Raw genomic sequence first — 23,391 nt, 5'->3', positions numbered from 1 at the left:
GAACGGGGCCGAAACATGTGGTGAGCAGGGCGAGATCAGTGCTCGGTGGCTACCCGCCGCCGGCGCCGGTGCAGCGCGCCGCCGAGCGCCGTCAGGCCGGCGGCCCCGGCCACGGCGGCCGGATACCAGGACGCGCCGGTGGACGGCGTGGGAGCGGCCGCCCTGGACTGCGAACCCTTGGGCGCCTCGTCGGGCGGTGCGGGCGCAGCCGTCTTCGGCTGCACGGTCCGGCCCGCGTCGGTGAGGCCCGCGTATCCGCCGGCCATGCCCTTGCGGTCGTACTCCGAGCCCGGCAGCTTGTCGCCGTACCGCTTGTGGACCAGTCTCTGATACTCGGCGAGCGGAAGGTTGCCCTTGCCCTGGAGGCCGCTGCGGGCCTCGTTGTTGAGCGGCTCGACCAGGCCCTTGTCGGTGAGCCGGTACCAGGCGTGGATCTGCGGCTCGGCGAAGGTGCGGGCCTGCGGGGTGCCGCCTTCGGCGTGGGCGAGTTCTTCGTCGCCGTCCCGGATACCGGACAGCTGCCAGCCCTCGGTGCCGGCGCTCGTGCCACCGGCGCCCTTGGCCCCGCCCTTCGGCGTGAGCAGCACGGAGGCCGTGTGGCCGTCCGAGGCGTTGACCCGGGACGCGAGGAAGGTGAGCTGGAGCGCTTCCTGAGGGGTCCCCCCGGCCTTCCCCGCGACGAACTCGGGGCTGATCTCGTATATCGGCACCGGGTCCTTGAGGTCGAACCGGGGCGCGGCGTCGGCGGCGGCCGGCTGCTCCTCGGGCCCGCCGCCCATCCCGCCGTCCTCGGTGCCGGCGTCCCCGCCCGGCTTCGCCGCGGCCAGGAAGCGCGAGACGGTGTTCTTGACCTTGTCGGTCTTGAGGACCTGCCGGGCCGACTGGTAGCCGGCGATACCGGCACCGGCACCGGCACCGTCACCGGCATCGGCGGCGTGCGCCGGGGCGATGGCCAGCGCGGTGAGGGCGGCTGCGGCGAGGACGCCGGCCCGGGCGGCCGCGCGCGTGGAGCGTCGCATGGTCTGCATGGTCGGTCGTCGTCCTCCCTAGTTGTGGATGTTGATACGCGAGTGGGTCCACTCGAACCGGCTGTTGTTCGCGTAGTTGTCGTAGTCCCACCAGGTGTACGTCTGGGTGGTGGGCCACGGGTCGCCAACGGCGATCATGTTGCTGCCGCCGTCGTAGCCGTAGATGACGTTCATGTGGCCGCCGCCGCTGTGCCACCCGAACCGGACGCCGAACGGGCGGCCGGCGTCGATCTGCTGGGCGACCTGGGAGAAGGAGGGGCGACGGACGCTGTCGCCGCTGCTGGCGATGCCCATCTTGGCCAGGCCGTTGGCCATGTCCTCGAGCGTGGCGGGCTGGTTGTTGCAGTCCAGCCAGCGGCCGGAGGCGGCGAGTCGGCAGAAGTCGTTCTGGTCGTAGCCGGTGAAGCCCCAGAACTTGGCGATGGTCAGGCCGGAGGCATCCCAGCACCACTGGTTCTGGACCTGCTTCACCATGTCGATGCCGACGGTCTTCTGGCCGGCGGTGGGGGTGGCCGGGGCAGTGGGGGTGGTGCCCGGGCCGGTGGTGCCGCCGCAGGACGGGAGTTTGTCGGTGTTCTCGGTGACGAAGGCGTCGGCGATGTAGTACGACCCGGAGTAGATCCACCGGGAGTTGTTCTCGACGGGGGTGCCGGTGGTCCGGCAGGTCATCGAAATATCGTCGCCGACGTGCGCGTATCCGGCGGCATCGGACGAGGTCGAAGGCTGGGAACGCTGATTGATATAGGTGTAATTGCCCTTCCCGCCGTAGAGGGTGCCGGTGGTCGCGGCCTGGGCCGGGGCGACGACGGTCAAACCGATGACCACACCGAGCGCAGCGGTAAGGGCGGCTATGAGCGCTTTCATGCGCCTGGATATGCGAAGCCTGTGCATCGTGCTCCTTGATTTCACAGATCCGGTGACCCGCTGACGGTGGCTGCGCCGATGAAGGCCGCAGTTGTGCGCTGAGGCAGGACGCAGCGCACCGCATTCCTGAGCGGGTTGCGTGCGGGCAATCCTGTCAGAGGAAGAGCGCAGCTTCGGACGTCAAAGTCCGCCATAGGGCGAGTTGTTGCGCATTCAATCTCTCGGATATGTACTGACGCTACGTCAAAGCCCCGTGGTTTTCCGCTAACTGGTGGAGCGTCAGCTCCGAATCTGTGTGCATCGCATGGCGCCAATTCGGCTACATGTGATCTCTCCTACACATGGAGAAAGGTGATTTGGGTACCTCTGACCCCCCGGTGAAATGGTTACTGACGAGTTATCCACTTCGCCGGGGGGCGATTAATGAGTTACCGCGATGTGGTGTCATCCCAAAGTGATGACGCGGGGTGAAACTACCGGCACGTAAAAGAAGTCGAGGATTACCAGGGCATCGACTCCTCCACTGAACCTTCCATGCTGCCGCGGAAGTTTCCGGTCGGTCCGTCCGGGCCCATGAGCGCGAGACGTACCGGGACTTCGGCCCCTTCCTCGGGGCTTCGGGTGCCGCGGCTGAAGGGGGAGCGGTCGTTGAGGTCGGTGGCCACCAGCCCCGGGTTCGCCGCGTTCACGCGGATGCCCTCGTCGCGCAGCGCGTTGGCGTACACCAACGTGAGGGCGTTGAGCGCCGCCTTGGAGGAGCTGTACGGAAGCAGCCCCCGGGTGGCGATGGGGTTGTCCGGGTCGCTGAGGAAGGTCAGGGAGCCCAGTGGGCTGGACATGTTCACCACGCGGCCGGCGGGCGAGCGGCGCAGCAGGGGCACGCATGCCTGGGTCACCGCGACGGTGCCGAAGACATTGACATCGAAGGCCGCGCGCATCCGCTCGGCGGTGACCTCGGTCACCGCAACCCCCCACTCCACGACCACGCCCGCGTTGTTGACCAGTACGTCCAGCCGGCTGCGCTCCGCCTCGATCCGCTGGACGGCGGCGTCGATCTGCGCCTGTACGGTCACGTCCAGCTGGACGAAGCGGACGTCGAGCCCCTCGCCGGCCAGCGCCCGTTCGGCCTCACGGCCGCGGTCCTCGTCCCGGGCGCCCAGGTAGACGGTCATCCCCTCGGCAGCCAGCCGTCGGGCGATCTGCCGGCCGATTCCCTTGTTGGCTCCGGTCACCAGCGCCGTTTCGCCGTGGTGCTGTCCGTTGGTCATTGCTGTGCCTTCCGCACTCGGTGGCCTGCTTCGGTGGCCGTCTTCGGTTGTCTGTTTCGGTGGTCTGCTTCGATGGTCTTCTTCGGTACTAGTAATTGCCCAGGCCGCCACAGACGTTGAGCGCCTGTGCCGTCACGGCCCCGGCCCGGTCGCTGATCAGGTACTCCACCATGGCCGCGACCTCGTCCGTCGCCACATAACGACGCATCGGCACGCGGGTGGTGATGCGGTCGAACGCTTCACTGGTCGTCACTCCCCAGATTCCGGCGTAGTGTTCCCGTACCCGCTCCGCCATGGGGGTCTCCACGAATCCGGGGCACACCGCGTTCACGGTGATGCCCGTCGGTGCCAGCTCCAGGCCCAGTGCCTTGCTGAAGCCCACCACGCCGTGCTTCGAAGCCGAGTAGGGCGCGGCGTGGACCACCCCCTGCTTGCCGCCGGTCGAAGCGATGCTGATGATCCGGCCCCAGTTCCGGTCCTGCATTCCGCCGGTGGTGAGCACCGCCTTCGTCATGCGGAACACGCTGTTGAGGTTGGTGTTGATGACGTCGGACCACAGCTCGTCCGCGATCTCCGCGGTTGCCCCGCCTCCGCTGCGCCCGGCGTTGTTGACCAGGACGTCCACCGGGCCGTACCGGTCGACGGCCGCTTGGACGAATCCCCGGATCTGCTCCGGGGCCGCCACGTCGCAGGGGCTGCCGTCCACCTCCAGGCCCTTGCCCCGCAGGGACGCGACGAGGTCGGCGAGGACCTCCTCGCGCCGCGCGCAGACGTAGACGCGGTGGCCCAGCTGCGCCAGCCGCTCGGTGATGGCAAGGCCGATACCGCTGGTGGCACCGGTGACGACGACGTGCCGGTCGCTACGAGTCATGGTCCCTTCCTCCCACTCGGGTCGCTCGGGCGGTGTCCCGGACGACGAGCACCACACTGGCCGGGCCCGCTCGAAGACCGGTGGGGCGCGACTGGTTCACGGGTCCCAGGGGCGTCCGGCCGATCCCCGAGTGATCTGCGAGCCACCCCGGTCACGTTGGCGGCCGTCCCCCTTGCCGTGTCCCGGAGGAGAACCGATGACAGCGACGCAAGCCCCCACCGGCCTCTACGCGGAGGTCCAGCACTTCTACGCCCGCCAGATGCAGTTGATGGACCGGCGCGACTTCGAGGCGTTCGCGGCCACCTTCACCGAGGACGGCGAGTTCAGTCACACGCCGGGCCAGCTGGCCCGGACGCGGACCGGGATCGTGACCGAGCTGCGGGAGTTCCACAAGCGCTTCGACCAGGACCCCGTCGTCCGCCGGCACTGGTTCAACATGATCGTTGTCGAGCCGCAGCAGGACGGATCCCTCCGCACGACGTTCTACGCCCATGTGGTCAACACCCGGCCCGGCACCGGCACTCAGCTGGGGCCCAGCTGCACGGTGACCGATGTGCTGGTGCGGGTCGACGGCGCACTGCTGAACGCGTCCCGGCAGGTCAGGCAGGACCGGCTCCTCCTGGAGCCCTGACCGCCGCTGACCGGGCGGGAGTGGGACGACACGCCTGGTACGCCCGTATCCCCGGTACTCACCGGCGGGTGCGGGCCGCGTGCCGCTCCGCGTGCTGCGCCGCGTGCGCCATGGTGGTGGCGCTGTTGCGGCCGAGCGCGTCGCGTACGAAGTCCCGGGCGTCGGCCAGGCCGCGGTCCGGGCCGAGCACCTCGGCGACCGCGCCGGGGTGCAGCAGCACGGTGTGCCGGGAGGACAGCACCGCGCCGTCGGGGCCGTCGGTGAAGGTCCACAGGCCGCTGTGGCCGAGCAGCAGCTTCGGGGGGACCAGCTGTTTGTAGGCGATCCACTCCGGGGCGCGGCACACCCGTACCGAACGCGTCGTGTGGCCCGCCCCGTCCGCCGTCAGCGTGTCCATCTCCAGCTCCTGGACGCCCTCGGACGGCTCGGCGAGGCGCACCCGGGCGACATGCGGCAGCCGGTCGGCCCACAGGTCCGCCCGGGCCACGAACGCGTAGGCGTCGGCGGCCGCACCGGACAGGCCGACGCTGTCGCTGAAGGAGAAGGCGATGTCCTCGACCGGGTGGCCCAGCTCGGCGATCCGGGCGAGGGCCGCCAGCTCCTCGGAACTGTTGTGGTCCAGGGCGGCGACCGCCCGTTTCACCGTCTCCGGGCGGCGGTCCACGGGGGAGAAGGAGTGCCGCAGCACCACCTCACTGTGCCCGCCGGGCAGTTCGCGGAAGAGCCATTCCCCGCCCATCGACGCGAACGGTGCGCGGCTCACCTCCTGGGCGAAGGTCACCCTCAGCCCTTCCGGGGCCAGGGTCCTGTGGGACACCCAGCTGGTGACCGATCCGTTCACGCTCGCCCACAGTTCGAAGCGCTCCTCGCGCTCCGACCGCTCCAGATGCCGGACGTGGACGCTCGGGCCGAAGAGGGCCGGCCACAGGGTGACGTCGGCCACCAGGCCGTAGAGCACCCGCGCGGGGGCGGCGACGACCCGGGTGTGCTCGGTGTGCTGCTCATATGTGGCTTCCATGCGGCCAACCTGGCCCGGGGGGCTCGAAGACCGCTTGAGGCCCTGTCGGGCACGCCGGCCGCTGCCGGTGCGGGCCCGGCGGCGCGGCCGCCCCGGGGCGAAAGCCGTGAGCCGGTGGGCACGGCGCCCGTGATGCGCCGTACCCACCGGCTCAGGGGTGGTGTCCGGGTGTCAGGCTGCCTTGACCGACAGCGAGTGCCGGAAGACGTCGGAGGGATCCCAGCGGGCCTTCGTGCGCTGGAGGCGGGGGTAGTTCTCGCCGAAGTAGAAGGCGTGCCAGGGAACTCCCGAGGCGTTGAGTGCGGGGCTGAGGATGTCGAGGTCGGGCGCGTTGATGTTGCAGCCCTGGTAGCGGTCGCCGGGCACGGGGTAGCCGCCGGTCGACGCGAAGACCTGGCCGTAGAGCTCGCGCAGCCAGCCGAGGTGCTTGTCGTCCTCGGCCGCCTCCAGCCAGAAGTCCTCGAACAGCGCCACATATGCCGAACTCCGCTGGCAGAGTGCGGTGTCGGTGGGCGCGGGCGCGTTCATCCGGCCGCCGGCCATCGCGCCGAGCTGGATGAGCGCCGACCCGGGGCTGGCGTTGGCGTAGTCCCGGCGGGTCAGCTGCCGGTACATGGCCGCGCACTGGTCCTCGGTGAACGCCTGGCGCATGAAGGCGTGCTTGACGGCGGCCCGCAGGGTCGCGTTGGTCTCCACTGTGGGGTTGCTGGTGTCGAGCGTGACCGTGGAGGCCAGCCAGGGCAGGCGGCGGAACGGGAACGGCCCGGTCAGGCCGGTGTTGGCGGTCACCGCGCCGAGGTACTCCTCCAGCAGTTTCTCCGCGTTCGGTGCCGCGGCGTCGACCTGGGTGAGCAGGCCGATCCCGCCGCTCGACACATGCTGGAGGAACATCAGGCCGCACAGCGCCTCGCCCGGTGACCCGGGCTCGCTGTTCTCCATGTACCACTGGCACTGATTGCGGACCAGGCGGGTGAAGGCGGCCTGGTCGAGCTGGTCCCAGGTGGCGAAGACGGTGCTGATCAGCACCTCGCGCGGCGGGCGGGGGAGTTGCAGCTCCGGCCGGTGCCCGCACGCGTCGCGGGAGCGGAACCAGAACTTGGTGATGACGCCGAAGTTGCCGCCACCGCCCCCGGAGCAGGCCCACCACAGGTCGTGGAGGTCGCCCGAGTCCTGCCGTGAGGCGATCACGGTACGGGCCCTGCGGTGGCGGTCGACGACCACGATCTCCACCGCCTCGATGAGGTCGCAGACATAGCCGTACTGGCGTGAGAGCAGTCCGTGGCCGCCTCCGGTCGCATGCCCGCCGATGCCGACCGAGGGGCACACCCCGCCGGGCAGGGTCACGCCCCAGCCGCGGAAGAGGCGCTCGTACACCTGGCCCAGCTGGGCCCCGCTCTCGATGGCGAAGGCCCTGCGGTGCGGGTCGTAGGAGATACTGTTCATCATCGACAGATCGACGATGATGTCGACGTCCTTGTGGTAGGTGAAGTCGCCGTAGGAGTGTCCGCCGCTGCGGATGGAGAGGCGCTTTCCGGCGCTGACCGCCTCCTGGACTGCGCGCACGACGTGCTTCGTCGACCCGGCCAGACGTACGGAGTCGGGCGCGGCCTGCCAGCGCCGGTTGAATCCGGATACAAGGTCCAGATAGCGGCGGTCGTTCGGCCTGACGGTCACGGGTCCGAATTCCCGTGGTTTTGCGAATGCGTCTTCCTGGTCGGCGTGCATGCCGATTCCCCCTCCAGATTCCGCTTTCTGTTTTTTTGATCTTTCGCTCCGGGTGCGGATGCCCGGCACGTCGTGTGCGCGTGGAGGGCATCTTTGCATAGCCGACTGAGCCTCACCAAGCGATTCCTTCTGATGGTTCTTTATGGAGTGTGCAGTTCCGTTACGGCGGGTCCAGAGCGTATTCGAGCGATATTCGATCCCCGCGGCGGACGCTGGCCGCATTCACCGTCCGGAGGAGAGGGGACAGCCCATGCGCAACACCGAGGAAACGCCGTCCGTCGGTGAGGGGCGAGCGACATGACCCGTTTCATCGACCTCAGCGTGGCGACCCGGGACACCGTCAGCGAGGCCACACCGGTGACGGTGGAGCTGCTCGGTCACGCGACGGCCGCCACCGTTCTCGGCCTCACTCCGGAGGACTTTCCGGACGGCATGGCGATCTCGAACGAGACCGTCACGCTCACCACGCACACCGGCACCCACATGGACGCTCCACTGCACTACGGCCCGCTCAGCGGCGGGCGCCCCGCGAAGAGCATCGACCAAGTGCCGCTGGAGTGGTGCTTCGGGCCCGGGGTCCGGCTCGACCTGCGCCATGTGCCCGCCGGGGAGGGCATCACGGTCGACGAGCTGGGCCGGGCGCTGTCCGCCGCCCGGCACGAACTGCGGCCCGGCGACATCGTGCTGCTGTGGACCGGGGCCGATGCCCTGTGGGGGTCGGAGCAATACCTCACCGACTACGCGGGCCTCACCGGCGAGGGGACGCGGTTCCTGGTGGAGAGCGGAGTGCGGGTCATCGGCATCGACGCCTGGGGGCTGGACCGGCCGATGCGGTCGATGATCGAGGACTACCGGCGCACCGGCGACCGCGGCCACCTGTGGCCCGCGCACCTCTACGGCCGCACCCGGGAGTACCTCCAGCTCGAAAAGCTCGCGAACCTGGCCGGCCTGCCCGCCGCGACGGGCTTCACGGTCGCGTGCTTTCCCGTTTCCGTCGCCGGTGCGGGTGCCGGGTGGACGAGGGCCGTCGCCCTCCTCGGCTGAGCCGAGCCCACCCGGCGCCGCCGCCGGTCAGCGCGGGCCCGGAACGGGACTGGCCCGGCTCAGCATCTCGTGCTGGAGCAGTTGCAGTTCGGGCGCGGGCTCGACGCCCAGTTCCATGTCGAGCGTCCGCCACAGGCTCCGGTACGCCTGGAGGGCCTCGGCCCGCCGCCCGCACTTGTGCAGTGAGGTGATCAGTTGCGCGTGCAGTCGCTCGTTGAGCGGGTTCTCGGCGACCAGCAGCCGGAGCTGCGGAATGATCTCCTGGTGCCGTCCGAGGCGCTGGCTGGCCTCGATGCGGAGTTCGGTGGCCGCGAAGCGGAGTTCGTTGATGTAGGTGATGTGGGCGTTGAGCACGCTGCCGAGCATCATGCCGACGAGCACCGGCCCCCGCCACAGCCTGAGCGCCTCGTCGAGGCGCTTCAGTGCCGCCTCCGGGCGCCCGTCGTCGAGCAGCCTCCTGGCCTGCTGGACGAGCCGCTCGAAGACGACGGCGTCGATCGCTTCGCCCGGTACCTGGATCACGTACCCGGCCGGCCTGGTGACCAGGACCGCTTGCCCGTCGGGCAGGGCCGCGAAGATCTTTCGTGCGTGGTAGATGTAGGTCTGGAGCGTGGTCAGCGAGCTGCGCGGGACGTTCTCGCCCCACAGTTCCTCGATCAGCGTGTCCACGCCGACCGTCTCCCCGTTCTGGACCAGCAGCAGCCCGAGGAGCTGGCTCACCTTCGACCTGCTCAAGAGCAATGACCTGCCGTTGCTCGACACAATCTCGAATTGGCCGAGCAGATTGAACTTCACTGATTTCCCCCTTTGTTGATCAGCGAAATCCGGTGGAGGCGCAGATTCCATGGGTTCGGACACGTGGTGCCGAATGTGGATCAGTGGCTTCGTCGGATCGGCTGATCCTTGCAACCCCCGTCGCCGGTACCGGGTGAATTTCCGTGCGGGTAGCGGCGAAACGCTTTCCTCGCAAGGTAACTGACGGAAAGCCGCAGAACCACCACGGCCGACGTGACCCGCGTCACGTTGTGCGAATTTCCTGGTGGCTGGTTCGTCGACCTGCTCTCTGCCGGGTGATGCGGAAGTAAAAGGCTGTATACGGCGGGAACCGCCGGACGGGCAGTCCTTTCGGGCGGGTGGAACAGCCCACTTGGCCAGTGCGCCTGTCCGGGAGGAGCTGCGAGGCTGACCGCGGGGCGCCCCGCTCATGCCGAACGGGGCGTCGGGGAGGCACGTGTGCCCGCGAGGCGGGCACCGTTGACGTGAAAATGAAGGGGAATCCACATGTCCGACAGTTCGGTGTCCGTTGCCATCGCCTATCACAGCGGGTACGGGCACACGGCCCGGATGGCCGAGGCCGCCCGGGACGGCGCGGCGTCGGTGGCGGGGACGGCCGTCGAGATGATCTCGGTCGACGCGCTCACCGAGGAGCACTGGGCGACGCTGGACGCCGCACACGCCATCATCTTCGGTTCGCCCACCTACATGGGCTCGGCGAGCCCCGCGTTCCACACGTTCGCGCACGACACCAGCGGGCGGTGGTACGCGCAGGCATGGAAGAACAAGGTAGCCGCGGGTTTCACCAGTTCGGGGGCGATGAGCGGGGACAAGCTCCACACCCTGCAGTACTTCACCATCCTGGCCGCCCAGCACGGCATGCACTGGGTCAACCTCGACCTGCTGCCCGGTGCGAACGAGGGCGAACTCAACCGGCTCGGCGGCTGGCTGGGCGCGATGGCCCAGTCGCCCGGCGATGACGGGCCGCAGGCGATGCAGAAGACCGACCTGCTCACCGCGGCTCACCTCGGGCAGCGCGTCGCCGAGCACACCCTCCTGCTGCACCGGGCCAGGTCGCTGGGCTGACACCGCCGGCCCCCTCCCGGCAGGAACGGGCCGGGGGCACGGCCCGTCAGCGGGCGTACTTCGGGCAGGTGCCCCGGGCTCACACGAGTCCGGGGCACCTGCCCGAGGTGGGTGGCCGCCGGGCGGTGCCCCGGCCGATCGGCTCAGGCCGCCAGGCCCCGGCGGAGCGCGTCGATCTGGTCGGCCACCATGCGCCGGGAGACCGCGGCGTGTGCGACACCGAGGGAACCGTGGAAGGTGCCCGGATAGTGCACCAGCTCGGTCTGCACCCCCGCCTGGATCAGCCGGTGGGCGAAGGTGATGCCCTCGTCCCGGAGAGGGTCGTACTCGCACACCCCCACGAAGGCCGGCGGCAGCCCGCGCAGCTCCTCGGCCCGGGCGGGCGCCGCGTACGGCGAGGGCCGCCCGCCGCCGAGGTAGTGCTTCCAGCTCAGCACGAGGTTGCCGCGGTCGAGCATCGGAGTGTCCACGAAGGACCGGGCGGACACGGTCTCCAGCCGGTCGTCCAGCTGCGGGAACAGCAACGACAGGCAGCGCACCGGCGGCCCCTGCCGGTCGCGGGAGCGCAGGGCCAGCGCGGCCGCCAGCCCCCCGCCCGCGCTGAAGCCGCCCACCCCGATCCGCTCGCGGTCCACCCCCAGCCGGTCGGCGTCGGCGGCCGTCCACTCCAGGGCGGCGTAACAGTCCTGGAGGCCGGCGGGGAACGGGTGCTCGGGCGCGAGGCGGTAGTCGGGCGACACCACCACCGCGCCGACCTGGTCGGCGATCCGGGTGGCCGCCGTCCGCGAGGTCTCCAGGTCACCGGTGAGGAATCCGCCCCAGTGCGGGAAGACCAGAGCGGGCCGTGGACCGGACCGGTCCACCGGCCGGTACAGCCGCACCGTCACCCCGGGCCCGCCCGGCACCGGCACCCGCCGGTCCTCCACCAGCACCCGGGACACCGGTTCATAGGCGGGCTGACGCGCCATCACCTCCCGGAGCCCGGCCCGCGCCCCGTCCGGGTCGGCGTAGTCGAGCGGGCGCATCCGCGGTGCGAAGGGCGCCAGTTCGGGGTCGAAGTGGTAGGTCACGGCCGTCCTCCCGCCGCTCGCCGCCAGGTCAGGACGCGGTGCTGCGACGGGCCGCCGGCGGCGCGCGCCGAGCCGGAGAGGGTCAGCAGACCACCGTCGAGCACCAGCTCCCGCGTCTGCCGGGTGCCGGCCATATAGCCGTGCGAACTCACGGCGACGTCATGGACGACCTGCCGTCCGGCCAGCCGCCAGGTCCCGGCATACCCCATGAACCGCTGAGCCGGACCCGCACGCCCGGGCGGCTGCTCGTCCCCCCGCATCATGCTCACCGACATATGGCCGTCGGATGCGTAGATCAGCAGCCCACGGGGGCGGGGGCCCAAGGGGCCTTCACCGGCGGCGCCGTCCTCGTCGACGCTGACGTAGGACACCAGCTCCCACGCTCCGGCCAGCTCTTCCGGGGAGGGTGGGGGCACCGGGGACGCGGAGGTGTGCGACATGGCCTCAGCTCGTTCCGGTGCGCTTGCTCGACACCGTGAACCTGCCCATCCGCAGCTCGGCGCCCTGCCCGAACAGGCGGTGGGACGCCAGGCTCGCATCGTCCAGGAAGGCCAGCGGGTCGGGCTCGCCGGTCACCGGGTCGAAGTAGAAGTCCGGCGCGCCGCTCAGCCGGACGAGTCCCGAACCGGGGCGGCCGGGGAGCGTACCGTCCAGGAAGTTGAACATCCCCATGCCGCAGGCGAGCTGGCGGGGCTCGACGCGCCCCTCCGTGCCGCCGTGGTCGGTCACCAGATAGCGGCGCGACGGAAGACGGCAGCCGACCCGGTCGACACGGAAGACCTCCCGGCCGTCCAGGAACCACCGGGCCAGGCCGGCCGAGCGGTCGTAGGAGATCCTGACGTGGTGCTCCTCGCACGGGGTGCGCGAGGCCACCGGGACGGCGTGGAGGAAGGACGCGTAGTTTCCCAGCTGGGCACGGGCGTTGGGCAGCCGCTCGTAGAGGACGTGGACCGACTCGTTGGTGAGCGCGAACTCGAAGGCCACATCGGTCTCCGGGTCCTGGAGAGCCAGGGCCACCATGGCCAGCCGGGGGTCGTCATCGGGGTTGACCACGGCGTCCTCGAAGGGGTGGTCCCGTGTGCCGTACACGGCACCCGAGATCCGGGTCTCGCAGGACAGTTCGTGCCCGGGTGCGGTGTCGAAGCCGAGAATTCCGCCGGAGGAGTGCTGGTTGGCGTAGACGAGCCATTTGACGTGGTCGAGCGTGCCCGGCAGCTTGCCGGGGTCGTGCTGGCCCACGGTGTGCGTGAACGCGGGCTCCCCGGTGCGGGGGTTGGTCCCGCCGGCGACGACGCGCAGCCGGCCCTGGGAGGTGCTGGGCATACCGTCGTGGCCGACGCCGGGGCCGAGGGGCAGATACGCCCACTTCGCTCCGGGGCCCTCGGTGTCGAAGCCGTCGGAGAAGTCGTCCGCCCAGATGACGCGAGAGCGGCCGCTCGGGCTGGTCGTGGTGGTCGCGGTCATGGAACCCCTTCCGGAACGTGGTGATATGAAGCGCGGACGGTGCGCGGGACCGGCGCGGCCGGACCCTCCCGGCGGTGGGCCGGCGGTCAGACGTCGAGGACGGTCCGCGCGTAGGCGATCGCGGCGGACTCCAGCTGGAGTGCCTGGTGTCCGGCCACGGAGTTGACGTCGCGCCAGAATCGCTGCACGGGGTTGGCCGAGGACTGCCCGGCGGTGCCGACCCCGCGGAAGAGCCGGTTCACGACACCGACGAGGATCTCGGTGGCCATCGCGCAGTCGCGCCAGCTCTCCATGGTCGCCCGCCCGCTGATGCCGGGGCCCGAGTCCGCCGTCGCCGCGGACCGTTCGAGCAGCATCCCGGCGGCGTCGATCTCGGTCGCGCTGCGGGTGAGGGTCACGTCGTAGGAGGTCCGGTTGAAGGTCGGCATACCGGCCAGGGCGGGCCCGGTCCGGCCGGCCGCGGCACGGATCTTCGGTGTGACATGGTCGGTCCAGGCCCCCAGCGCCCCCCTGGCGGCCCCGAGCGCGGGCGAGGCGAACATCATGGTCGTGGACTGCATCGGGACCGCGTGACAGGACGCGTCCGACGCGGCGGCGCGGCCCGCGAACAGATCCTCCCGGCTGACCGTACGGGCCGCCGGGACCAGGACGTCCTCGACGGTCACGGTGTTGCTGCCGGTGGCGGCCATGCCCACGTTCTGCCAGGTGTCGGTGGTCCGCCAGGCGCTGCGCGGCACGGCGAAGAGCCTCGGCTCGGGCTCGTCCCCGGTGAGTGCCATGGCGGCCAGCAGACCCCAGTCCGCGTAGTCGATGGCGCTGACGAACGGCCAGGTCCCCGAGAGCCGGTAGCCGCCGGGCACCGGTTCGGCCGTGCCGATCGGGGACAGGGCGGCCACCAGCAGGGCGTCCGGGCCGTCGGCCCAGATCTCGCGGCAGCCCTCGCGGGGAAGGTGCGCGGCCATCCGGGAGACGTGCGCGGCCAGTGACGCGCACCATGCGGTGGCGGTGCAGCCCTCGCCGACGGCGGCCACCGCGCGGTGCAGCTCCAGGAAGGTGCCCTCGCTCCCGCCGCAGCCGGCCGGGACGAAGTGGCGTGGAAAGCCCGCCGCCACCAGCGCCTTGACCACGTCGGGGTCGAGCCGGCGGTCGGCTTCCGCGGCGGCCGCGCAGCGGGCCGCCGCCGCGGCGACGTCCCGGGCCGCCGGCAGCAGTGCGGTTGACGTCAGGTCGTCCATCCTGATGCGCTCCTTGGCTCGGGTGAATCGGCCGGCGAACCGGTCGCCGGTCAGGGCCTGTTGTCCGGCGGATCAGCGCCGGACCGGCCCGGACCAGCGGGCCCACGCCCGGGAACGCTGGCGGCACCGGTTCGGAGATCGCTCGATACTCGCTCGAAGCCCGCCGCCCCTTCCCGGCGGGATCCGCGTACCACCGGCCTTCGAGCAAGGTCCGAGCAGCCCCCCGGAACCTGCTGATCGTCCTCGTTGCGCCGCGCCGCGGCGGATGGTGCGCCGGTGCTGTGCGCTTCTGACGAAAGGGAATAGCGATGAACGACTCAGCTGCTGCGAAGGTGACGGGCGGTAGGCGATGACGCGCCGTGTGGTGATCACCGGTATCGGGGTGCGGACGCCGGGAGGAAACGGAGTCAAGGCGTTCTGGAAGCTGCTGACCTCCGGGCAGACCGCCACCCGCCGCATCAGCTTCTTCGACCCGTCCCCGTACCGCTCCCAGGTCGCCGGCGAGGCCGACTTCGACCCGGTGCACGAGGGGCTCTCCCCGCTGGAGATCCGCCGTATGGACCGCGCGTCGCAGTTCGCCGTGGTCTGCGCGCGGGACGCGATCTCCGACAGCGGCCTGCAGTTCGAGGAATTCGACCCTGGCCGGGTCGGGGTCAGCCTGGGCAGCGCCGTGGCCGCGGCGACCAGCCTGGAACAGGAGTACCTCGTCCTGTCCGACAGCGGACGGAACTGGCTGGTCGACCACGGCAGCCTGTCACCGCATATGTTCGACTACCTCGTGCCGAGCGCGATGCCCGCCGAGGTGGCGTGGACCGTCGCCGCGGAAGGCCCGGTGACCATGGTCTCCAACGGCTGCACCTCGGGGATCGACTCCGTGGGGCACGCCTGCCAGCTGATCCGGGAGGGCAGCGCGGACGTCATGCTCGCCGGCGCCTCCGACACCCCGGTCACGCCGATCGTCGTGGCCTGCTTCGACGCCATCAAGGCGACCACCGCCCGCAACGACGACCCGGAACACGCCTCGCGGCCGTTCGACCGGACCCGCAGCGGATTCGTCCTCGCCGAGGGCGCCGCCATGTTCGTCCTGGAGGAGCGCGAGCACGCCAGGAGGCGCGGTGCGCACGTCTACGCCGAGATCACCGGCTACGCCACGCGCTGCAACGCCTACCACATGACCGGACTGAAGCCCGACGGCCGCGAGATGGCGGAGGCCATCCGGGTCGCCCTGGACGAGTCCCGGATCGGCGCCACCGACATCGACTACATCAACGCCCACGGTTCCGGCACCAAGCAGAACGACCGCCACGAGACGGCCGCCTACAAGCGCAGCCTGGGCGACCACGCCTACCGGGCGCCGGTCAGCTCGATCAAGTCGATGATCGGGCACTCCCTCGGCGCCATCGGATCGATCGAGATCGCCGCGTGCGCGCTGGCGATCGAGAACGGGGTGATCCCGCCGACGGCGAATCTGCACGAGGCCGACCCCGAATGCGACCTCGACTATGTGCCGCGGACCGCCCGGGAGAAGAACCTCCGCAGCGTGCTCACCGTGGGCAGCGGATTCGGCGGCTTCCAGAGTGCGATGGTGCTGCGCGCGGCCGGGGGTGCGGCGGCATGACGCAGCGGCGGGAAGCCGTCCAGGTCACCGGCATCGGCCTGCTCGCGCCGAACGGCCTCGGCCTGGAACAGTACTGGGAGGCGGTCCTTGAGGGCCGCACCGGCATCGGCACGCTGTCCCGGTTCGACGTATCGCGCTACCCGGTGCGGCTGGCCGGGCAGATCGACGGCTTCGACGCGGCGGCGCACCTGCCGAACAGGCTGCTGCCGCAGACCGACGTCTCGACCCGGTACGCCCTGGTCGCCGCGGACTGGGCGCTGGCCGACGCCAAGATCGAGGAGGGCGCCTTCCGCGACTACGAGATGGGCGTGGTCACCTCCAACGCCTCCGGCGGCTTCGAGTTCACCCACCGGGAGTTCCACAAGCTCTGGTCGCGGGGCCCCGGCTCGGTCAGCGTCTACGAGTCCTACGCCTGGTTCTACGCGGTGAACACCGGGCAGATCTCCATCCGCAACCGGCTCCGCGGGCCCAGCAGCGCACTCGTCGCCGAACAGGCCGGCGGACTGGATGCCATCGGCCACGCCCGCCGGACCATCCTGCGCGGCACGCCGATGGTGGTCACCGGCGGCGTGGACTCCGCGCTGGACCCCTGGGGCTGGGTGTCGCAGATCTCCGGCGGGCGCCTGAGCACCGCGACCGACCCGCACCGCGCGTATCTGCCCTTCGACGCCCACGCCCGCGGATATGTCCCCGGCGAGGGCGGCGCGATCCTCGTCCTGGAGACCGCCCGGGCGGCCACCGCCCGCAGCGCCCCGCACGTCTACGGGGAGATCGCCGGATACGCCACCACCTTCGATCCGCCGCCGGGCTCACCACGCCCGCCCGGGCTGCGCCGTGCCGCGGAACTGGCGCTCGCCGACGCCGGGCTGGCACCGGGGGAGATCGACGTGGTGTTCGCCGACGCCGCCGGGGTGCCGGAGTCCGACCGGGTGGAAGCGGAGGCCATCAGCGGACTGTTCGGGCCGGGGGCGGTGCCCGTCACCGCGCCCAAGGCGCTGACCGGACGGCTCTACTCCGGAGGCGGGCCGGTGGATGTCTGCGGCGCGCTGCTGTCCCTCCGCGACGCCGTGATCCCGCCGACCGCCGGCACGGTCGAGGTGCCCGCGGAGTACCGGATCGACCTGGTGCGGGGAGCGCCCCGGCCGGGTCCGGTGGCGGCGGCCCTCGTCCTCGCCCGCGGCAGGTGGGGGTTCAACAGCGCGGTCGTCGTCCGCGCCGTGCCCACGCCCTGACCGGCGCCGCCGGGAACCGGCGCATGTCCGGACCGCCCCTTTTCCGAACGACCTGCTTCCGAACGACCCGCTTCCGAACCGACGCCCCTCAAGGAGCTGACCATGAGCGAGATGACCCTCGACGACCTCCGCCGCCTGCTGATCGAATGCGCGGGTGAGACGGACGACGACAGTCTTTCCGGCGACATCCTGGACAAGGAATTCGACAGCCTCGGCTACGACTCGCTGGCGTTGATGGAGACCGCCACACGTATCACCTCCGAATACGGAGTGCAGATTCCCGACGAGCGGATAGCCGAGCTGAAGACCCCGCGCGCGGTGCTCGAACTCGTCAACGGCGCGTCGAATCCTTCGAGTTGATGTTCCCGATGACTGACGAATTCAAGGACGTGATGGCCCGGTTCCCCACGGGGGTCGCCATCGTCACGACCTGCGACGAGGCGGGCGAACCCCATGGCCTGACGGTCAGTTCCTTCTGCTCGGTGTCCCTGGACCCGCCGCTGGTGCTGATCTGCGTGGCCAAGTCGGCGCGGTGTTTTCCCGCCTTCGAACGCGGCGGGGAGTTCGCGGTGAGCATTCTCCGCCGGCACCACACCGAACTGGCCCGGCGCTTCGCGACCAGTACGGCCGGGAAATTCGCCGGCGGGGGTTTCACCCGGACCCAGCGCGGCGGCGTGATCGTCGAGGACGCGCTGGCCGCCCTCGAATGCCTGGTCGACGCACGGCACGACGCGGGGGACCACGTCATCCTCGTCGGCAAGGTCGTCGACCAGACGCTCGCCGACCGCGGAACCCCCGCCGTCTATGTCGACCGGACGTTCGCCACGATCAGCTCCGCGCGATGACCTCTCCTGAAGGTGGTTGTTCCCCATGGCGCTCAGCAGGACCGTTCCACCGATCACCGGTGACGAGGAGACCCTGCGCCGGCACCTGGCCGACGCGGAGATCCCCGCGCTGCTGATGACGATCGCGCACCTCACGGGGGATACCTCGGTGCTGCGCGAGGACCTCCGGGCCCCCGGCTGGCTGTTCGCGCCGCAGGGCGGACTGCCCCGGGCCCAGCAGGACGAGGCCCGCGAGCGGGCCCTGGAGGTCCTGCTGCGGCTGCGCGACCGTGGTCCCGGCGCACCGCCCGGGCCGCCGGACCGGAACCTGCTGCGCACGATCACGACCTGGGCCATGGGGCCCGGCATCGACGACCTCCTGCCGCTGATCGCGGAGGAGATCGTGCTCCCCGGCCGGGACCCCCGGGCCCCCGGCTGGACCAAGCCGGAGCTGAGCCCCGGCCGCGACTTCCACGTCGCCGTCATCGGCGCCGGATTCAGCGGACTGCTGGCCGGCCACCGCCTGGCCCAGGCGGGCATACCGTACGTGATCTACGACAAGAACCCGGACGTCGGAGGCACCTGGCTGGAGAACACCTACCCCGGGTGCCGGACCGATGTGGCCAGCCACCTCTACAACTACTCCTTCGCCCCGAAGTCCGACTGGCCCGACCACTTCTGCACACAGGACGTCGTCCTGGACTACCTCCGCGCCTTCGCGAAGGACGCCGGGCTCACCGACCACATCCGGTTCGGCACCGAGGTCACCGCCCTGCGCTGGGACGACGAGAAGTGCCTGTGGCACCTCGACCTGCGCGGGCCGGACGGCGAGCGCACGGTCAGCCACCACGCCGTCATCAGCGCCGTGGGACAGCTGAACCGTCCGCGGCTGCCCGACCTGCCCGGCCGCGACACCTTCGCCGGCCACGCCTTCCACTCGGCCGCCTGGGACCACTCGGCCGATCTCACCGGGCGGCGCGTCGCCGTCGTCGGCACCGGCGCGAGCGCGTACCAGATCATCCCCGAGATCGCCGGCACGGCCTCCGAGGTCGTCGTCTTCATGCGCACCCCGCCATGGCTGCGGCCCACTCCGCACTACCGCCACCCGGTGCCGGCCGGCGCGCAATGGCTGTTCGCGCACCTGCCCTACTACGCCCAGTGGCACCGGCTCTGGCTCTTCGCACCGGGCCTGCGGGGGATCCTGGAGGGCTGGATCGTCGATCCCGGCTACCCGCCCACCGAGCGCGCGGTCTCCGCGCTGAACGAGGAACTGCGCACCGCGCTGCTCCGGTCGATGGAAGCGCAGCTGGCCGACGCCCCCGGGCTGCGGGATGCCCTGATACCGGCCTACCCGGTCGGCGCCAAGCGCGTACTGCGGGACGACGGGCGCTGGTTCGCCGCTCTCCGACGACGCGATGTCCGCCTGGTGACCGCGCCGATCGACCGGGTGACGCCGACCGGACTCACCGCCGGCGGTGAGGAGTTCGACGCCGACGTCATCGTCTACGCCACCGGATTCCGGGCCTCCCGCTTTCTCGCCCCGATGACGGTGACCGGCCGGGACGGCGCCGATCTGCACACGGCCTGGAACGGCGCCCCGCGGGCCTATCTGGGCATCACGGTGCCGGGATTCCCCAACTTCTTCTGCCTCTACGGCCCGAACACCAACCTCGTCGGCCAGGGCGGGAGCATCGTCTACTTCTCCGAGTGCGCGGTCACCCATGTGCTCGGCGCCCTCCGGCTGCTGCTGGCCGGCGGGCACCGGGCCCTGGAGGTCCGCGGGGAGGTCCATGACGCCTACAACCGCTGGGTCGACTCGGGTAACGCACGCCGCGCATGGGGCTGGTCGTCGGCGGGCGGCTGGTACCAGGACAACGGCCGCTCGGCCACCAACTGGCCCTACTCCGCGCAGGAGTACTGGCGGCTCACCCGGACCGTCGACCCCGCCGACTACCGGCTCCGCCGACCGTGGCGACCGCCGCACCAGCCGCATGAGCCGTCCACGGCTCTGCCGTAGCAACCGAGGATGATGAGAATGGACACAGCGCGCGAGTCGCTGCCGGCGGCCGCCCGGAGCATCGCCGAGCTGGCCTCCGGGCTGACCGCCCAGATGGAACGCGAGCGCCGGCTCGGCTCCGATGTCGTCAAGGCACTGAGCGACGCCGGATTCATGCGGCACTTCGTCCCCGCGGAGTTCGGCGGACGGGACGGCACGTTCAGGGACCTCATGAGCGCCGTCGCCACGCTGGGCGAGACGTGCACGGCGACGGCCTGGTGCGCTTCGCTGTTCGCGAGCTCGCCCCGGTTCGTCTCGTTCTTCCCGCCGGAGGGCCGGCGGGAGATCTGGGCGGAGGGGCCCGACCCCGTCGTGGTGTGTTCGGTCATACCGTTCGGCGAGGCGGTCGGCGTGCCGGGCGGCCTGCGGGTCTCCGGCCGCTGGCCGTACATGAGCGGTATCGACTGCGCCGACTGGGTGATCGTCTGCGCGAAGGTGCTGCTCGCCACGGGTGGCCCGCGGCTGACCCTGGTGGCCGTGCCGCGTTCCCGGTGCCGGGCCGAGGACACCTGGTTCAGTGTGGGCATGCAGGCGACCGGCAGCAACACCGTCGTGCTGGAGGACGTCTTCGTCCCGGAGCAGCGGATCGGCGACCGGGCGGCGCTCTTCGCCGGCCGGCCGGCGGTGCCCGCCGCCGACCCGCCGGTGGCCGCCATGGCGCCGCTGCCCGCCGTCAACGGCCTGACGTTCGTCGTCCCGGCCCTCGGCGCGGCCCGCGGCTCCCTGGCCCTGCTGGCCGACCACCTCGGGAAGAAGCTCCGCGACATACCCGTACTGCCCGGAGTGCCGGGAGCCCTGGACAACCAGACGACCTACGAGACCGTGCTGGCGCGGAGCGCCGCCGAGATCGACGCGGTGCAGCTCCTGCTGGAGCGCATCGCGGATCTCGCCGACAGCGGCGCCGGGATCACACCGGCGGAGGTCGCCCGCAACGCCCGGGACAGCGCCTTCGCCATCGATACGCTGGCCACCGCGGTGAACCGGATCTTCCGCACCGCCGGAACGAGCGGTCAGGCGGCCGACGGTCCCCTCCAGCGCTTCTGGCGCGACGTCAATTCCATCGCCACGCACCAGGCCCTCCAGATCGAGCCGACGGCGCGCACCTACGCCCGTTCCCTGTTCACCCCGAGGAGCACACCATGAGCCGACCCCAACCGTCCCCCGACCGTATCCTCCAGATCGGCATGGGATTCCAGGCATCCAAGACGCTGCTGAGCGCGATCGAACTCGGTGTGTTCACCGAACTCGCCAAGAGCCCGGCGGACGGCCCGGCACTGCGGGACCGGCTGGGCCTGCACCCCCGCGCGGCGCAGGACTTCTTCGACACGCTGGTGGCACTGGGCCTGCTCCGGCGGGTGGACGGCGTCTACCACAACGCCGAGGACACCGAGGCCTTCCTGGACCGGGCGAAGCCGGCCTACGCGCACCTCGGCGGCCTGCTGGAGATGGCGAACGGCCGTCTGTACGGCATCTTCCGCCACCTCACCGACACCCTGCGCACCGGACTGCCGCACGACGAGTCGCAAGGCGGCGAGCTGGACACCTATGGCGCCCTCTACGCCGACCCCGCGCGGCTGAAGCAGTTCCTCGCGTCCATGACCGGCGTCAGCCACCTCGCCAACCGCACGATCGCCCAGCAGGTGTCGTGGCAGGACTACCGGACCGTGGCCGACATGGGCACCGCCCAGGGCGATCTGGCGGTGCAGATCCTGCTGGCGCATCCGCACCTCACCGGTGTCGGCTTCGACCTGCCGGCGGCCGGGCCGGTGTTCGAGGAGTACGTCGAGGCCCATGGCCTGAAAGAGCGGCTGAGGTTCGCCGGGGGCGACTTCTTCACCGATGATTTCCCCCGGGCCGATGCCTTCACCTTCGGCCACATCCTGCACAACTGGGACCTGAAGAAGAAGAAATTGCTGCTGGAGAAGGCGTGGCAGGCCCTGCCCGAGGGCGGTGCGGTCATCGTCTACGACTCCCTCGTCGACGACGACCGGTCCGAGAACGCCTCCGCCCTGCTGATGAGCCTGACCATGCACACGGTCACCGACGGAGGCTTCGGCTACACCGCCCGGGAGTGTATGAGCTGGATGACCGAGGCGGGTTTCGGCCGCACGTGGAGCGAGCACCTTGTGGGCCCGGACTCGATCGTGGTCGGCATCAAGGAATGACACCGAGCACGAAGCCACCGAGCACGAAGCCACCGAGCAGGACCACACAGAAACCGACAGAAGGGGAGCCGCCGATGCAGCCCGACTCGCTGAAGGCGAACAAGGAACTCGTCTCCGAGTTCATCCGGGTGTTCTACAACGAGAAGGACTTCGACCGGGCGCGATCGATGCTCACCGATGACTTCGCCAACCACCACCCCGGGGCCGGGGCCGGACCGGTCCGGACGATCGACAGCTTCCGGGAGCACGCCGCCACCCCCTTCCCCGACTTCTCCCTGACGGTCCACCGCATGATCGCCGAGGAGGACCAGGTGTGGACCCACGGCGTCGTCCGGGTCGCCCCCGACGCACCGGGCGTGATCGTGGTGGACCTCTGGCGGATCGAGGACGGCAGGCTGGCCGAGCACTGGGACGTCGGACAGGCCGTCCCCGAAGGCAGCACCCTCGACGAGATGATCGCGGACGCCCGGTGACGGCAGCCGGGATGCGCGCCGTCGTCCAGCGGTCCTTCGGCGGGCCGGAGGTGCTGGAGCTGACCGAGGCCGACCGCCCGCGGCCGCTGCTCAACGAGGTCCTCGTCCGGGTACACGCGGCCGGTGTGAACCCCATCGACGCACACGTCCGCTCCGGTGCGATCCCGCTCCTCGGCGAGCCCCCGTTCGTCGTCGGCTGGGACATCTCCGGAGTCGTCGAGGAGGTGGCGCCGGGCGTCAGCCGGTTCGCCGTCGGTGACGAGGTCTTCGGTATGCCGCTCATCCCGCGTGCCGCGGGCGGATACGCCGAATACGTCGCGGCACCGTCCCGGCAGCTGGCCCGCAAACCGGCGGCGCTGGACCACCCGCACGCGGCCGCACTGCCGCTCGCCGGGCTGACCGCCTGGCAGGCACTGGTGGACGCGGCCGGGGTCGGCCGCGGCCGGCGGGTCCTGGTCCACGGCGGCGGGGGCGGCGTCGGCCATCTGGCGATCCAGATAGCCAAGGCCCGCGGGGCCGAGGTGGTGACGACCGCCAGCGCGGCCAAGTCCGCCTTCGTACGGGCTCTGGGCGCCGATGAGGTGATCGACTACCGCACCGCGGACTTCGCGGACGCCGTGGCAGGCGTGGACGTCGTCCTCGACAGCGTGGGCGGTGACACCGCGCTGCGTTCGCTGAGCGTCCTGCGCCCGGGCGGCACCCTCGTCACCATCGTCGAGATGCGCAACCAGGTCCTCGCCAGGACGGCGGCCGACCGCGGACTGCGGTGCGTGGGCGTCACCGCCGAGCCGGACCACGTCGGTCTCACGGAGCTCGCCGCTCTGGCCGACTCCGGGCAGCTGCGGGTGCACCTCGCCCGCACCCTCCCGCTGTCCGCCGCCGCGCAGGCGCATCGGCTGATCGAGTCCGGCTCCACCATGGGAAAGGTCGTGCTCACCATGTGAA

General features: G+C 70.9%; 23 protein-coding genes. 12 read left to right on the top strand and 11 right to left on the bottom strand.

All coding sequences use genetic code 11. The features are described from left to right. Positions 1-35 precede the first annotated feature (35 nt). The 4 genes from AZE13_RS05530 to AZE13_RS05515 all read right to left on the bottom strand — a co-directional run bounded on the left by AZE13_RS05530 (position 36) and on the right by AZE13_RS05515 (position 4,031). Positions 36-1,019, bottom strand: coding sequence for an LPXTG cell wall anchor domain-containing protein (locus AZE13_RS05530; RefSeq protein WP_147264605.1), 984 nt, complete (start codon positions 1,017-1,019; stop codon positions 36-38). A 27-nt stretch (positions 1,020-1,046) separates the two neighbouring features. Further along, the gene (locus tag AZE13_RS05525; protein ID WP_258527598.1) at positions 1,047-1,892 is read right to left on the bottom strand and encodes a papain-like cysteine protease family protein; all 846 of its coding nucleotides are present in this window, start codon (positions 1,890-1,892) and stop codon (positions 1,047-1,049) included. A 500-nt stretch (positions 1,893-2,392) separates the two neighbouring features. Further along, positions 2,393-3,160, bottom strand: a complete 768-nt coding sequence (locus AZE13_RS05520; protein WP_066927554.1) for an SDR family oxidoreductase — start codon at positions 3,158-3,160, stop codon at positions 2,393-2,395. Between the two features lie 88 nt (positions 3,161-3,248). Continuing rightward, positions 3,249-4,031 carry an SDR family NAD(P)-dependent oxidoreductase gene (locus AZE13_RS05515; protein WP_066927552.1) on the bottom strand — a complete coding sequence of 261 codons (783 nt, stop codon included), beginning with the start codon at positions 4,029-4,031 and terminating at the stop codon, positions 3,249-3,251. Positions 4,032-4,227: 196 nt separating this feature from the next. On the opposite strand from AZE13_RS05515, the gene AZE13_RS05510 reads away from it, so the two are divergent. Further along, on the top strand, positions 4,228-4,662 hold the full coding sequence (locus AZE13_RS05510; RefSeq protein WP_066927550.1) for a nuclear transport factor 2 family protein: 435 nt from the start codon (positions 4,228-4,230) through the stop codon (positions 4,660-4,662). A 58-nt stretch (positions 4,663-4,720) separates the two neighbouring features. Here AZE13_RS05510 and AZE13_RS05505 read toward each other — a convergent pair whose 3' ends face one another. Further along, positions 4,721-5,680 (bottom strand): aromatase/cyclase, encoded by a 960-nt coding sequence (locus tag AZE13_RS05505; protein WP_066927548.1) that lies wholly within the window; start codon positions 5,678-5,680, stop codon positions 4,721-4,723. A 171-nt stretch (positions 5,681-5,851) separates the two neighbouring features. Then, positions 5,852-7,354: an FAD-dependent oxidoreductase gene (locus AZE13_RS05500; protein WP_066927546.1), complete on the bottom strand. Its 1,503-nt coding sequence runs from the start codon at positions 7,352-7,354 to the stop codon at positions 5,852-5,854. A 348-nt stretch (positions 7,355-7,702) separates the two neighbouring features. Between AZE13_RS05500 and AZE13_RS05495 the strand changes: the two genes are divergently transcribed. Then, entirely contained in the window at positions 7,703-8,449 is a 747-nt protein-coding gene (locus AZE13_RS05495; protein ID WP_066927545.1) for a cyclase family protein, read from the top strand. A gap of 27 nt (positions 8,450-8,476) precedes the next feature. Here AZE13_RS05495 and AZE13_RS05490 read toward each other — a convergent pair whose 3' ends face one another. Beyond that, a complete protein-coding gene (locus AZE13_RS05490; RefSeq protein ID WP_258527597.1) occupies positions 8,477-9,169 on the bottom strand; it encodes an AfsR/SARP family transcriptional regulator in 693 nt (230 codons plus the stop codon). A 561-nt stretch (positions 9,170-9,730) separates the two neighbouring features. Here AZE13_RS05490 and AZE13_RS05485 point away from each other — a divergent pair. Next, positions 9,731-10,309, top strand: coding sequence for a flavodoxin family protein (locus AZE13_RS05485; protein ID WP_066927540.1), 579 nt, complete (start codon positions 9,731-9,733; stop codon positions 10,307-10,309). A 143-nt stretch (positions 10,310-10,452) separates the two neighbouring features. Here the strand turns inward: AZE13_RS05485 and AZE13_RS05480 are convergent, their stop codons facing one another. From AZE13_RS05480 to AZE13_RS05465, 4 genes are all read right to left on the bottom strand, one after another. Further along, a complete protein-coding gene (locus AZE13_RS05480; RefSeq protein WP_066927538.1) occupies positions 10,453-11,379 on the bottom strand; it encodes an alpha/beta hydrolase in 927 nt (308 codons plus the stop codon). Then, positions 11,376-11,819 carry a lipocalin-like domain-containing protein gene (locus AZE13_RS05475; RefSeq protein WP_066927536.1) on the bottom strand — a complete coding sequence of 148 codons (444 nt, stop codon included), beginning with the start codon at positions 11,817-11,819 and terminating at the stop codon, positions 11,376-11,378. Before AZE13_RS05475 ends, AZE13_RS05480 begins: the two co-directional genes overlap by 4 nt. Before the next feature lie 4 nt (positions 11,820-11,823). Beyond that, positions 11,824-12,843 (bottom strand): DUF6081 family protein, encoded by a 1,020-nt coding sequence (locus AZE13_RS05470; protein ID WP_066927533.1) that lies wholly within the window; start codon positions 12,841-12,843, stop codon positions 11,824-11,826. An 86-nt stretch (positions 12,844-12,929) separates the two neighbouring features. Next, positions 12,930-14,078 carry an acyl-CoA dehydrogenase family protein gene (locus tag AZE13_RS05465; RefSeq protein WP_066927531.1) on the bottom strand — a complete coding sequence of 383 codons (1,149 nt, stop codon included), beginning with the start codon at positions 14,076-14,078 and terminating at the stop codon, positions 12,930-12,932. A gap of 349 nt (positions 14,079-14,427) precedes the next feature. On the opposite strand from AZE13_RS05465, the gene AZE13_RS05460 reads away from it, so the two are divergent. From AZE13_RS05460 to AZE13_RS05420, 9 genes are all read left to right on the top strand, one after another. Then, complete coding sequence (locus tag AZE13_RS05460; protein WP_066927529.1) at positions 14,428-15,696, top strand: beta-ketoacyl-[acyl-carrier-protein] synthase family protein; 1,269 nt, start codon at positions 14,428-14,430, stop codon at positions 15,694-15,696. After that, complete coding sequence (locus tag AZE13_RS05455) at positions 15,693-16,928, top strand: ketosynthase chain-length factor (RefSeq protein ID WP_066927527.1); 1,236 nt, start codon at positions 15,693-15,695, stop codon at positions 16,926-16,928. Before AZE13_RS05460 ends, AZE13_RS05455 begins: the two co-directional genes overlap by 4 nt. Before the next feature lie 102 nt (positions 16,929-17,030). Next, positions 17,031-17,288: an acyl carrier protein gene (locus AZE13_RS05450; protein ID WP_066927525.1), complete on the top strand. Its 258-nt coding sequence runs from the start codon at positions 17,031-17,033 to the stop codon at positions 17,286-17,288. An 8-nt stretch (positions 17,289-17,296) separates the two neighbouring features. After that, positions 17,297-17,773, top strand: coding sequence for a flavin reductase family protein (locus AZE13_RS05445; protein WP_066928473.1), 477 nt, complete (start codon positions 17,297-17,299; stop codon positions 17,771-17,773). 25 nt (positions 17,774-17,798) lie between these two features. Further along, positions 17,799-19,769, top strand: coding sequence for a flavin-containing monooxygenase (locus AZE13_RS05440; protein WP_066927523.1), 1,971 nt, complete (start codon positions 17,799-17,801; stop codon positions 19,767-19,769). An 18-nt stretch (positions 19,770-19,787) separates the two neighbouring features. Further along, on the top strand, positions 19,788-20,951 hold the full coding sequence (locus tag AZE13_RS05435) for an acyl-CoA dehydrogenase family protein (RefSeq protein WP_079123726.1): 1,164 nt from the start codon (positions 19,788-19,790) through the stop codon (positions 20,949-20,951). Further along, positions 20,948-21,973 carry a methyltransferase gene (locus tag AZE13_RS05430; RefSeq protein ID WP_066927521.1) on the top strand — a complete coding sequence of 342 codons (1,026 nt, stop codon included), beginning with the start codon at positions 20,948-20,950 and terminating at the stop codon, positions 21,971-21,973. The genes AZE13_RS05435 and AZE13_RS05430 overlap by 4 nt, the downstream gene beginning before the upstream one ends. 74 nt (positions 21,974-22,047) lie before the next feature. Further along, on the top strand, positions 22,048-22,446 hold the full coding sequence (locus tag AZE13_RS05425; RefSeq protein ID WP_066927518.1) for a nuclear transport factor 2 family protein: 399 nt from the start codon (positions 22,048-22,050) through the stop codon (positions 22,444-22,446). Positions 22,447-22,457: 11 nt separating this feature from the next. After that, positions 22,458-23,390 carry an NADP-dependent oxidoreductase gene (locus tag AZE13_RS05420; RefSeq protein ID WP_066927516.1) on the top strand — a complete coding sequence of 311 codons (933 nt, stop codon included), beginning with the start codon at positions 22,458-22,460 and terminating at the stop codon, positions 23,388-23,390. The last annotated feature ends 1 nt before the right edge of the window (position 23,391 follow it).

Source organism: Streptomyces sp. NBRC 110611 (assembly GCF_001590865.1).
Taxonomy (GTDB): Bacteria; Actinomycetota; Actinomycetes; order Streptomycetales; family Streptomycetaceae; genus Streptomyces.
Note: the sequence above shows the minus strand (reverse complement) of the source record. Positions and strands in the feature narration are given on the sequence as shown.